General features: G+C 67.4%; 8 protein-coding genes and 1 pseudogene. 5 read left to right on the top strand and 4 right to left on the bottom strand.

Annotated elements, in window-relative coordinates:
* Together U5809_RS32070 and phnA are read right to left on the bottom strand one after the other, a co-directional pair.
* Positions 1 to 165 (bottom strand): annotated as a pseudogene (locus U5809_RS32070) (phosphonoacetaldehyde dehydrogenase); the annotation flags it as partial.
* A gap of 29 nt (positions 166 to 194) precedes the next feature.
* On the bottom strand, positions 195 to 1,433 hold the full coding sequence (phnA, locus tag U5809_RS32065) for a phosphonoacetate hydrolase (protein ID WP_322089477.1): 1,239 nt from the start codon (positions 1,431 to 1,433) through the stop codon (positions 195 to 197).
* A 208-nt stretch (positions 1,434 to 1,641) separates the two neighbouring features.
* On the opposite strand from phnA, the gene U5809_RS32060 reads away from it, so the two are divergent.
* The 5 genes from U5809_RS32060 (at position 1,642) to U5809_RS32040 (ending at position 8,315) form a co-directional block, all read left to right on the top strand.
* Entirely contained in the window at positions 1,642 to 2,697 is a 1,056-nt protein-coding gene (locus tag U5809_RS32060; RefSeq protein ID WP_322089476.1) for a putative 2-aminoethylphosphonate ABC transporter substrate-binding protein, read from the top strand.
* Between the two features lie 108 nt (positions 2,698 to 2,805).
* A complete protein-coding gene (locus U5809_RS32055; RefSeq protein ID WP_322089475.1) occupies positions 2,806 to 3,897 on the top strand; it encodes a putative 2-aminoethylphosphonate ABC transporter ATP-binding protein in 1,092 nt (363 codons plus the stop codon).
* Positions 3,894 to 5,621: a putative 2-aminoethylphosphonate ABC transporter permease subunit gene (locus tag U5809_RS32050; RefSeq protein WP_322089474.1), complete on the top strand. Its 1,728-nt coding sequence runs from the start codon at positions 3,894 to 3,896 to the stop codon at positions 5,619 to 5,621. The genes U5809_RS32055 and U5809_RS32050 overlap by 4 nt, the downstream gene beginning before the upstream one ends.
* A 48-nt stretch (positions 5,622 to 5,669) precedes the next feature.
* Positions 5,670 to 6,800: a 2-aminoethylphosphonate--pyruvate transaminase gene (locus tag U5809_RS32045; protein ID WP_322089473.1), complete on the top strand. Its 1,131-nt coding sequence runs from the start codon at positions 5,670 to 5,672 to the stop codon at positions 6,798 to 6,800.
* Between the two features lie 126 nt (positions 6,801 to 6,926).
* Complete coding sequence (locus tag U5809_RS32040) at positions 6,927 to 8,315, top strand: FAD-dependent oxidoreductase (protein WP_282506231.1); 1,389 nt, start codon at positions 6,927 to 6,929, stop codon at positions 8,313 to 8,315.
* An 82-nt stretch (positions 8,316 to 8,397) separates the two neighbouring features.
* On the opposite strand, the gene U5809_RS32035 is transcribed toward U5809_RS32040, so the two are convergent.
* Together U5809_RS32035 and U5809_RS32030 are read right to left on the bottom strand one after the other, a co-directional pair.
* Entirely contained in the window at positions 8,398 to 9,126 is a 729-nt protein-coding gene (locus U5809_RS32035) for a phosphonate utilization associated transcriptional regulator (protein ID WP_322089472.1), read from the bottom strand.
* Positions 9,127 to 9,322: 196 nt separating this feature from the next.
* Positions 9,323 to 11,494: a phosphocholine-specific phospholipase C gene (locus tag U5809_RS32030; RefSeq protein ID WP_322089471.1), complete on the bottom strand. Its 2,172-nt coding sequence runs from the start codon at positions 11,492 to 11,494 to the stop codon at positions 9,323 to 9,325.
* Between the last annotated feature and the right edge of the window lie 143 nt (positions 11,495 to 11,637).

Below are 11,637 nucleotides of genomic sequence, written 5' to 3'. Positions count from 1 at the left end.
GCGGCGCACGTCGTCGAGCGTCGCCTTCGGCACGGTGCCGACCAGCGAGCCGTCGTACGGGTTGCGCACGTCGATCACCGCGTCCCGATGAATCCGTTCGCCGTCGATTCGCAGTGCTTCGCGACGAATCTCGCGGACGTCCGTCGATGCTGCAATGGCGTTCATGAGTGTGTCCCCTTACGGATGCGTACGCATCACTGCAGATGGTTGAGCGCGATGTCGATGATGTCGAAGTTGCGCAGCCGCGCACGACCCGTGACGTCGGTCGCGACCGGCTTGCTGAAGATCAGCGGCACGATCTGCTCGGAGATGCCGCCGTGCGAGCGCAGCGGCACGTCGAGGCCCGACAGGTCGTGCTTGATGCGGCGCGTGCCGAGCACGACGTCCTGCTTCGAGATCACGATCAGGTCGCCCATCCGCGCGGGCGGCAGCTCGAAACGCGCGCAGCCTTCGGAGCCCGTCAGCACGACCTCGATGCCGTCGACCGCGGCGAGCCGCGCGCGCAGCGCCTCGGCATCGGCCGTCGCCGGCACGTAGACGGTCGCGAACGAGCCGAGCGCGCCGTGGTGCACGACGTACGGATCGGTGATCGGCAGGATCACGCGCGCCGCATCCTCGCCGAGCCACTCGTCGAACAGTTCCTGCAGGTAGATCACGTTCGGCTCGCCAGTTTCATCGTCGTGCTTCGCGTTCATCCCGTGGTCGGCCGTGATCGCGACGATCGCGCCGAGCTCGTCGAGACGCTGCAGGTACTTGTCCATCATCGCGTAGAACGCGTTTGCGCCTTCCGTGCCGGGCGCGCACTTGTGCTGCACGTAGTCGGTGGTCGACAGGTACATCAGGTCGATCGGGCGCGTCTCGAGCAAGCGCACGCCGGCCGCGAACACGAATTCCGACAGGTCCGCGCTATACACGCTCGGCACCGGCTTGCCGACCAGTTCGAGCACGTTGTCGATGCCGTTTTCCTCGACGCTCGCCTCGTCGGCCTTTTCCGACGAGAAGCAGATGCCCTTCAGCCCCTTGCCGAGCAGGCGGCGCAGCTTGTCCTTCGCGGTGACGACCGCGACCTTCGCGCCTTGCTCGGCGAAGGTCGCGAGCACGGTCGGCGCGACCAGGTACTTCGGATCGTTCATCAGCACCTCGGCGCCGGTGTCGCGATCGTAGAAGTAGTTGCCGCTTATCCCATGCACCGCCGGCGGCACGCCTGTCACGATCGACAGGTTGTTCGGGTTCGTGAAGCTCGGCACCACGCACTCGCCCTTGAGCGCCGTGCCCGGCTTCAGCAGCGTGCGCAGGAACGGCGCGACGCCGGCCTCGGCCGCTTCTTCCAGATATTCGTATGCGCAGCCATCGACGCACACGACCACCACGGGCCGGCTCATCCAGTTGTAGCGGCGGCCGTTCACTTCCACGGATACAGGCGTTTCAATCATGACGTTCATTCCTTTCAGTTCGAAGGGTAGAGCCGTCGGCGCCCGCGTCGCGCCGAAGGGAGGTGTTTTCCATGCTTGACATTAAAATTGATGATTTGTAGATTGTCAACAACATGCAGAGAACAGAAAGCAAAACAACGTAGCAGCAAGAGGGCTGGTCTCCACTCATCCGCCGTGTGCCGCGGCGCCACAGTCAAGGGGTCTGAAGATGAACGAAGTGCCGGTAAACAAGCGTTTGAATGCATGGGCGGCGGGCGCGGCCCGTTTCGCGCTGGCCGCGGCGGTCGCGCTCGGCGCCGCGCAGGCGGCGCACGCGAAGACGTCGCTGCTCGTCTACACCGCGCTGGAAGACGAGGCGATGAAGCCCTACAAGGACGCGTTCGAGAAAGCGAACCCCGATATCGAGATCCGCTGGGTGCGCGACTCGACCGGCTCGGTCACCGCAAAGCTGCTCGCCGAGAAGAACAACCCGCGCGCGGACGTCGTGCTCGGCCTCGCCGCGTCGAGCCTCACGCTGCTCGACCTGCAAGGCATGCTGATGCCGTACACGCCGAAGGGCTTCGACCAGCTGACGCGCAAGTACAGCGACGCGAACACGCCGCCGCACTGGGTCGGCATGGATGTGTGGGGCGCGACGATCTGCTACAACCGCGTCGCCGCGCAGGCGAAGAACATCCCGAAACCGACGTCGTGGGAAGACCTGACGAAGCCGGTCTACAAAGGCGCGATCGTGATGCCGAGCCCGGTTTCATCCGGCACCGGCTACCTCGACGTGACCGCGTGGCTGCAGACCTTCGGCGACGACCGCGGCTGGAAATTCATGGACGCGCTCGACAAGAACGTCGCGCAGTACGTGCACTCGGGCTCGAAGCCCTGCACGCTCGCCGGCACCGGCGAATTCCCGATCGGCATCTCGTTCGAGTTCCGCGGCCACGAGCTGCAGTCGCAGGGCGCGCCGATCGATCTCGTGTTCCCGAAGGAAGGGCTCGGCTGGGACATGGAAGGCACGGCAATCATGAAGACAACCAGGCAGCCCGAGGCGGCGAAGAAGCTCGCCGACTTCATGGCGAGCAAGGATGCGAACGAGATCACCGCGCGCTGGTGGGCGATCGTCGCGTATCCGGGCGTCGCAAGGAAGCTGGCCGGCATCCCCGACAACTACTCGGACCTGCTCGTGAAGAACGACTTCGTGTGGTCGGCGAAGAACCGCCAGTCGATCCTCGATACGTGGCAGAAGCGCTACGGGGCGAAGGCGCAGCAATGACGCGGCAATAACGCCGCAACCGGCAGCGGGGCCGCGCAGCGCGCGGCCCCGCGCCACCCTTCCCCTCGTCGAATCCGGCCCCCGGGCCGCCCCAGCATGGAGGCGCGCATGGCACCTTATCTGAGCGTAGAACGCATCGAGAAGCGGTACAACGACACGCAGGTCCTCACCGACATCAACCTGAGCGTGATGAAGGGCGAAATGATCTGTTTCCTCGGGCCGTCCGGCTGCGGGAAAACGACGCTGCTGCGAATCATCGCGGGGCTCGAAACGCAGAACGCCGGCCACATCATGCAGGACGGCCGCGACATCTCGCGGCTGCCGCCGCAACTGCGCGACTACGGCATCGTGTTCCAGTCGTATGCGCTGTTCCCGAACCTCACCGTGTACGACAACGTCGCGTACGGGCTCGTGAACCGGAAGATGAAGCGCGACGCGATTCACGAGCGCGTGCACACGCTGCTCGCACTGGTCGGCCTGCCCGACAGCCATCGCAAGCACCCGGGCCAGCTGTCCGGCGGCCAGCAGCAGCGCATCGCGCTGGCGCGTGCGCTCGCGACTTCCCCCGGCCTGCTGCTGCTCGACGAGCCGCTGTCGGCGCTCGACGCGCGCGTGCGCGTGCGGCTGCGCCAGGAAATCCGCGCGCTGCAGCAGCGGCTCGGCGTGACGACGATCATGGTCACGCACGACCAGGAAGAAGCGTTGTCGATGGCCGATCGCATCGTCGTGATGAACCACGGCGTGATCGAGCAGATCGGCACGCCGCTCGAAATCTACCGGCAGCCGGCGTCGCCGTTCGTCGCGGATTTCATCGGCCGCGTCAACACGATTCCCGCCGAAGTCGCACAGGACGGCACGCTGCGCGCGGGCGCGGTCGGCCTCGACTGCCGCCACGGCACGGCCCGCCCCGTGCAAGGCGCGGCGGTATCGGTCTACGTGCGGCCGGAAGACCTGCGTATCCGCGTGCCGGGTGAAACGGCCGACAACGTGCTCGCGGGCCGCGTCGAGAAGCTCGAATTCCTCGGCGCCTTCTGCCGTGTGAGCTTCCGCATCGACGGGCTCGACGGCCAGGAAATCGTCGCCGACCTGTCGTATCACGACGTCGACCGCACCGGCGTGCAGGCTGGCGCGCGCATCGACCTCGCGCTCGATCGCGAGCATGTGCGCGTGTTCCCGTGCGCGAAGGAGCGACTGCAATGAGCACCGTCCTGACCGAGCGCCGCCGCGGCGCCTCCGCCCCCGCCGACGTGCGGCAGATCACGCACTGGCACGACCGCATCGCGCAGCTCGCGCTCGTCGCGATGGCCGCGCTGATGTCGCTGTTCCTGTTGCTGCCGCTCGCGCTCGTCGTGCAGAAATGCTTCGTCGACGCGGACGGGCGCTTCGTCGGCGCGCACAACTTCGTCGACTATCTCGAGGACAGCGGCGTGCTGCGCTCGATGCTGCATTCGCTGACGGTCGGCGCACTCGTCACGGCGATCGTCGTGCCGATGGCGTTCACGTTCGCGTATGCGCTGACGCGCTCGTGCATGCCGCTGAAGAACGCCGCGCGCACGATCGCGCTCTTGCCGCTGCTCGCGCCGACGCTGCTGTCGGCCGTGTCGTTCATCTACTGGTTCGGCAACGCGGGGCTGCTGAAGCCGCTGCTGCACGGCCACTCGATCTACGGGCTGCCGGGCATCGTGCTGAGCATGGTGTACGCATCGTTCCCGCACGTGCTGATGATCCTCGTCACCGCGCTGTCGCTGGCCGACGGCCGGCTCTACGAGGCCGCCGACGCGATGGGCACGAGTCGCATCCGCAAGTTCTTCACGATCACGCTGCCGGGCGCGAAGTACGGGCTGATCAGCGCGACGATGGTCGCATTCACGATGTGCATCAACGACTTCGGCGTGCCGGTGGTGATCGGCGGTTCGTACAACGTATTGTCGACCGACATCTACAAGCTGATCATCGGGCTGCAGGACTTCAATCGCAGCGCGGTCGTGAGCCTGATGCTGCTGTGTCCGGCACTGGTCGCGTTCGGCGTCGACTTCTTCATCCGCCGCCGCCAGCAGTCGCAGCTCGGCGCGCGCTCGACGCCGTACCAGCCGAAACCGTCGCGCGGCTTCGACGCCGCGATGCTCGCGTACTGCACGCTCGTGTGCGCGTTCTTCATCGCGGTGGTCGGCATCTCGGTGTTCGCGTCGTTCGTGAAGTTCTGGCCGTACCAGATGACCCTCGGGCTGCAGCACTACGAGATGGGGCTGATCGGCGCCGGCATCTTCGACGCGTACAAGAACAGCCTGCGGATGGCCGCGACGGTGGCGCTCGGCGGCACGATCGTCGTGTTCGGCGGCGCCTACCTGATCGAGAAGACGCGCGGCGCGCGCTGGCTGCGCGGCTTCATCGCGCTGTGCGCGATCCTGCCGATGGGCGTGCCGGGGCTCGTGCTCGGCATCAGCTACATCTTCCTGTTCAACGCGCCCGGCAATCCGCTGAACGGGCTGTACGGGTCGCTGTGGCTGCTCGCGATCGTCACGGTCGTCCACTACTACGCATCGAGCCATCTCACCGCCGTCACCGCGCTCCGGCAGATCGACAGCGAGTTCGAGGCCGTATCAGCATCGCTGAAGGTGCCGTTCTACAAGACCTTCCTGCGCGTGACCGTGCCCGTGTGCCTACCCGCGATCCTGCTGATCGCGCGCTACCTGTTCGTCAACGGGATGACGACGGTCTCGGCCGTCGCGTTCCTCTACTCGCCGGACACGCAACCCGCATCGGTCGCGATCCTGAACCTCGACGACGCGGGCCAGATGGGCCCGGCCGCCGCGATGGCCACGCTCGTGCTCGCGACCTCGTCGTTCGCGTGCGTGCTGTTCGCGTGCATCTCGCACCGCCTGCTGCGCCGTACGCAGGCGTGGCGCAACCCGCATCGCCACTGATTTCCCAGCCGCATTCACGTGACGTCCCGACTTCATCAAGGAGACACCATGACGCTCGCCGCCCAGCCCATCCTGCTCACGCCCGGCCCCCTGACGACCTCCGACACCACGCGCGACGCGATGCTGCGCGACTGGGGGTCGTGGGACAGCGACTTCAACGCGATCACCGCACGGCTGCGCGAACGCCTGCTGCAGATCGTGCATGGCGAAGGCACGCACGAATGCGTCCCGCTGCAAGGCAGCGGCACGTTCTCGGTCGAAGCGGCCCTCGGCACGCTCGTGCCGCGCGACGGCCACGTGCTCGTGCCGAACAATGGCGCGTACTGCCAGCGCATCGCGAAGATCTGCCGCGTGCTCGGCCGCAAGCTGACGACGATCGACTATCGCGAGGATCACCGCGTCGATCCGGCCGACGTCGAGCGCGCGCTCGCCGCCGACGCGACCATCACGCACGTCGCGCTCGTGCACTGCGAAACGGGCGCCGGCGTGCTGAACCCGCTGCACGAGATCGCGCAGGTCGTCGCGAAGCACGGCCGCGCGCTGATCGTCGATGCGATGAGCTCGTTCGGCGCGATCGACATCGACGCGCGTACGACGCCGTTCGATGCGGTGATCGCGGCGTCCGGCAAATGCCTCGAAGGCGTGCCGGGGCTCGGCTTCGTGATCGCCAGGCGCAGCGCGCTCGAACGCTGCGAAGGCAACAGCCATTCGCTCGCGATGGACCTGTACGACCAGTGGGTCTACATGCAGCGCACGACGCAGTGGCGCTTCACGCCGCCGACGCACGTGGTCGCGGCGCTCGACGCGGCCGTCGCGCAATACGTCGACGAAGGCGGGCTCGCCGCGCGCGGCGGCCGCTACCAGCGCAACTATCGCGCGCTGATCGACGGGATGCTCGCGCTCGGCTTCCGGCCGTTCCTCGATCCGGCAATCCAGGCGCCGATCATCGTCACGTTCCATGCGCCGGACGATCCGAACTACGACTTCAAGCGGTTTTATCAGGAGGTCAAAAAGCGCGGCTACATTCTGTATCCGGGCAAGCTGACCGAAGTCGAGACGTTCCGGGTCGGCTGCATCGGCCACTTCGGCGAAGCCGGCATCCCGGGCGCCGTCGCCGCGATCGCCGACACGCTGCGCGCGATGGGCGTGCGCCGCGTATCGGCCGAAGCGGCGGCCTGACGCGATGCAAGGCCCCGGCCGCGTGCCCGTGCGCACGCGGCCAACTCCGCCGCATGTCGCCACGCGGCGGCCAGGTTTTCCGGCCGTGTACGTGCACGGCCCCGACCCTTATTGACGAACCATCCGATGCGACCCTTCTGGATCGAACAAGCACTGTTCAACGACGGCGATCTCGCCCCCGCGCTGCAAGGCGCAACGCAGGCCGACGTCTGCATCGTCGGCGGCGGCTTCACCGGGCTCTGGACCGCGATCCAGGCGAAGCAGCAGAACCCGGCGCTCGACATCGCGATCGTCGAAGCCGACCTGTGCGGCGCCGGCGCGAGCGGCCGCAACGGCGGCTGCCTGCTCACGTGGTCGGCGAAATTCCTGACGCTGCGGCGCCTGTTCGGCGAAGCCGAGGCGATCCGGCTCGTGAAGGCGTCCGAAGCGGCCGTGCAGCACATCGCCGATTTCTGCCGCGCGCACGACATCGACGCCGAACTGCGGCTCGACGGCACGCTGTACACGGCGACGTCGCGCGCGCAGGTCGGCACGCTCGCACCGGTGCTCGACGCGCTCGCCGCGTGCGGCATCCACAGCTACGAGCCGTTGCCGGCCGCCGAAGTCGCGCGCCGCTCGGGCTCCGCGCGCAATCTCGACGGCGTCTACTCGCCGATCGCCGCGACCGTGCATCCCGGCAAGCTCGTGCGTGGGCTGCGCCGCGTCGCGCTCGCGATGGGCATCCGCATCTACGAGCGCACGCCGATGCTCGACTTCACGCCCGGGCAGCCGGCCGTCGTGCGCACACCGTCCGGCAGCGTGAGCGCGGGCAAACTCGTGTTCGCGATCAACGCGTGGATGGCGAGCCGCTTCCCGCAGTTCGAGCGCACGATCGCGGTCGTGTCGAGCGACATGGTCATCACCGAGAAATGCCCTGAGTTGCTTGAACGGACCGGGCTCGTCGACGGCGTGTCCGTGCTCGATTCGCGGATCTTCGTCTACTACTACCGCACCACCGCCGACGGGCGGCTGATGCTCGGCAAGGGCGGCAACACGTTCTCGTGGCGCAGCCGCATCGCGCCGGTGTTCGACCAGCGCTCGCCGTACGAGGCGCAGCTCACGCAAAGCCTGCGCGAATTCTTCCCGTCGCTCGCGGGCGTGCCGGTCACCGCGAGCTGGAACGGCCCGTCGGATCGCTCGGTCACGGGCTTCCCGTTCTTCGGCCGCCTCGACGACGCGCCGAACGTGTTCTACGGCTTCGGCTATTCGGGCAACGGCGTCGGGCCGACCTACATGGGCGGGCAGATCCTGTCGTCGCTCGTGCTCGGTCTCGACAACGCGTGGACCCGCAGCCCGATCGTGCGCGGCCCGCTCGGCCATTTCCCGCCGGAGCCGATCCGCTATGTCGGCGCGCATGTCGTGCGCAATGCGATCCGCCGCAAGGAGCGTGCGGAAGACGAGAGCCGGCAGCCGTCGGTGGTCGATAGCTGGCTCGCGAAGTTTGCGAGCGCGGCCGGGAAGGCCGACAAGGCGTGACGATGCGCTGATCGGGCGACACAACGAAAAAGGGACGCTGCGAAGCGTCCCTTTGCTTTTGCGCGGCTGCCGCGCCGCCGTATTACGCGCGCGCGGTTTTCTCGCGCGCCGCCTTGCCCGTCGCGGGCAGCCCCTGCTCGTGCGTGCGGCGCATGCGCGCGAGGCCGTGCGAGACGTGCTCGCGCACCAGCGCGACGGCCTTCTCCTCGTCGCCGCCCGCGAGCGCCTGCACGATCTTGTCGTGCTCGGCCGCGGACACCGCGATCGCATCTTCCTCGGCCTCGATCGCGGCCTGGCGCAGCAGGCCGAGCTGGCGCACCAGCCGGCGGTAGGTGTCGGTGAGATGCGTATTGCCGACGCCGACGACCATCGCGTCGTGGAACTGCACGTTCAGCTCGGTATAGCGCGTGACGTCGTGCGTCTTCGCGGCATCCTTCATCGACTGGATGATGCCCTTCAGCACCTTCAGCGTGTCGGGCGAGATACGCTTCGCGAGCGCGCGGGCGACCGACTCGTCGAGCATCGCGCGCACTTCGTAGATTTCCTCGGCTTCGCGCAGCGGCACGACGCGCACGGTCACGCCGCGGTTCTTCTCGTTGCGCAGCAGGCCGGCCTGCTCCAGCGCGCGGAACGCTTCGCGCACGGGGCCGCGCGAAACGTTCAGCTTGGTCGCGATCTCGACTTCGTTGAGCTTCTCGCCGGGTGCGTATTCACCGGAGACGATCGCGCGCTCGAGCATGTCCTGGACGATCATCGCGAGCGACTGGCTTTGCAGGAGTTCGATGGCGCTGAGCGCGTTCGGGGAAGTCATGGTCGGACAGGCAGCGGAGCCGCGGTAGAAAACGAGGGCGCCATATCGGCGAATGATCCTTATATACCCTCGGCCCGACACATTGTCAACAGTCTTCAGTTTCCAAAAGCCAATTCCGCCTGCCGGGATGCACCCGGCAGGCGGCGGGCGGGCGGGCGGCGGGCGAACCTGCCCCGCCCCGCGCGGCGTGCGGCCGTCAGGCCGTGTGCTTCACCGGCCCCGGATCGCTCTGGCTCGGCCGGCCCGTCTCGACGTGGCCCGCGAAGCGGCGCACGACCTTGTCGTCACCGCCGCGCAGCGTCGTCGCGGTAATCGTCAGATCGTACCAGCCGTGGCTCGACGACAGCTCGAAGTGATCCTCGACGCGCTCGCCCGGCTCCAGCGTGTAGGTACGCGCATGCGCATGGCTGTACGCGTTGTCGACCGTCACGCGGCACGTCGCGCGCCCGCTGTTGCGCAGCTGCAGGTACACGTGGCGGTTGCGCACGTCGTAGCCGATCTTCGCTTCCGGGTTCGCGTGACGGCCGTCCGCGGCGAGTCGCGTGTTGCCCTGGAACTCGCACAGATAGCCGTTCGGGCCGTAGGCGGCGAGATGGTACTCGCCGCGCGCGGCCGACGTGCTCCACGTATCGGCGAAGCGGTCGTGCGCGGACACCGCGTAGCGGCGCGGCGGCGTCGCCGGATTGCGGCGGTCGTACACGTAGAACGCGGCGCCCGCGTCACCGGAGTTCGCGAAGTCGAGCGATACGCTGTCGTCGCGGCCATGCACGTGGGCGTGCACGAACAGCTCGTACGGCAGCGCGCGCGCCGGACGCGTGCCGGGCTCCTGCGCCGGCATCGACTGCTGCGCGGGCACCTGGTACGCCTGGCCGGCCGTCGCGATGTGCTGCGGTACCGTGAAGCTCACCGTGCGCGTATCGGGGCGCGCGGAGAAGTCGAACGCCGACGTGAGGTCGCCGCAGATCGACCGGCGCCATGCGCTGATGTTCGGCTCCTTCACGCCGAAGCGCGCTTCGAGGAAACGCAGCACCGACGTATGGTCGAACGTTTCCGAGCAGACCCAGCCGCCCTTCGTCCACGGCGAGATGATGATCAACGGCACGCGCGGCCCGAGGCCGATCGGCTGGATGCCGCCCGGATCGGCGCCCGGCACGAGCGGGCTCATTTCGCCCGGATACTTGTTCAGGTCGAGCAGCTCGTCGCCGAGGTTCGACAGCAGGTTCGACGACACGATGCCCTGGCCGCCCACGCCGCTCGTGACCGGCGGCACCGGCGGCACGACGTGGTCGAACAGCCCGTCGTTCTCGTCGTAGTTCAGGATGAACACCGTCTTCGCCCACACCTCCGGGTTCGACGTCAGCGCCTCGAGCACCATGTTGATGTAGAACGCGCCGTCGGTCGGCGATGCCTGCGGGTGCTCGCTGTACTTGTACGGCGACACGATCCACGACACCTGCGGCAGCCGGTTCGCCTGCACGTCGGCCTTCAGCTCGGCAAGCGTGTGGTCCGACGCGCCCTTGTCGACCAGCGGGCCGCTCGCGCCTTCCTTCACCTGGAACTTCTTGAAGAACATCAGCGAGTTGTCGGTGTAGTTGTCGGTCGGGTCGCCCGGGATGCCCGTGCCGCCCTGGTACACCTTCCAGCTGACCTTCGCGTTCTCGAGGCGCTCGGCATAGGTCGTCCACGTGTAGCCGTTCACGTCGTCGCGCTCGCCGATGCCCGGGCCGTTCGGCGGGGTGCCGTAGATGTTGCGCGGGTCGACCGTGCCCGTCCAAAGGTAGATGCGGTTCGGCGCGGTGTCGGCGTGCGCGGAACAGAAGTACGAATCGCAGATCGTGAACGCGTCGGCCAGCGCATAGTGGTACGTGAGATCCTGGCGCTTCAGGTAGCCCATCGTCAGCACGTCCTGCTTCTGGTTCACCCACTGGTCCCACTGGCCGTTGTTCCAGGACAGGTGGCCGCTGCTCCAGCCGTGGTTGGTGCCCGGCTGGAATTCGGTCGTCTGCTTCGGATCGAGGTAGAACGGCAGCACGTATGGCGCCGACGGATCGAGGCCGCGCGAATGGTAGTTCTTCGTGAACACCGATGCCGGCGGCTGTTGCCACACCGGCGCGCCGCTCGGCAGCAGGTGCGGACGCGGGTCGTTGAAGCCGCGCACGCCGCGCAGCCCGCCGAAGTAATGGTCGAACGAACGGTTTTCCTGCATGAAGATCACGACGTGTTCCACGTCGCGGATCGTGCCCGTGCGATAGGCGGCCGGCATCGCCAGCGCGTTGCGGATCGCGGGCGGGAAGCCCGCGTAAGCGGCCATCGCGCCGGCCGACTGCGCGGCGAGGCGCAGGAAATCGCGTCGATTGTTCGAGGACATGAAGGGAACCCTGTTGTCGGTAGGAGTGAGGTGCCGGTCGAGCGGGGCCGGCGGTCGGTGTGTTACCCGCTATTACCCCGCACCGGCATGTCCCGGCCGTGACCGGTTACCGCAGGTTTCTTTGGGTTACCCACAAGAATTTT

Source organism: Burkholderia sp. BCC1999 (assembly GCF_905339975.1).
Classification (GTDB): Bacteria; Pseudomonadota; Gammaproteobacteria; order Burkholderiales; family Burkholderiaceae; genus Burkholderia.
Note: the sequence above shows the minus strand (reverse complement) of the source record. Positions and strands in the feature narration are given on the sequence as shown.

Bases quoted from the DNA above. Each gene is read 5' to 3' on its own strand.
- U5809_RS32060 (WP_322089476.1), top strand. From the start codon at position 1,642: ATGAACGAAGTGCCGGTAAACAAGCGTTTGAATGCATGGGCGGCGGGC.
- U5809_RS32055 (WP_322089475.1), top strand. From the start codon at position 2,806: ATGGCACCTTATCTGAGCGTAGAACGCATCGAGAAGCGGTACAACGAC.
- U5809_RS32050 (WP_322089474.1), top strand. From the start codon at position 3,894: ATGAGCACCGTCCTGACCGAGCGCCGCCGCGGCGCCTCCGCCCCCGCC.
- U5809_RS32030 (WP_322089471.1), bottom strand. From the start codon at position 11,494: ATGTCCTCGAACAATCGACGCGATTTCCTGCGCCTCGCCGCGCAGTCG.
- phnA (WP_322089477.1), bottom strand. From the start codon at position 1,433: ATGATTGAAACGCCTGTATCCGTGGAAGTGAACGGCCGCCGCTACAAC.
- U5809_RS32040 (WP_282506231.1), top strand. From the start codon at position 6,927: ATGCGACCCTTCTGGATCGAACAAGCACTGTTCAACGACGGCGATCTC.
- U5809_RS32035 (WP_322089472.1), bottom strand. From the start codon at position 9,126: ATGACTTCCCCGAACGCGCTCAGCGCCATCGAACTCCTGCAAAGCCAG.
- U5809_RS32045 (WP_322089473.1), top strand. From the start codon at position 5,670: ATGACGCTCGCCGCCCAGCCCATCCTGCTCACGCCCGGCCCCCTGACG.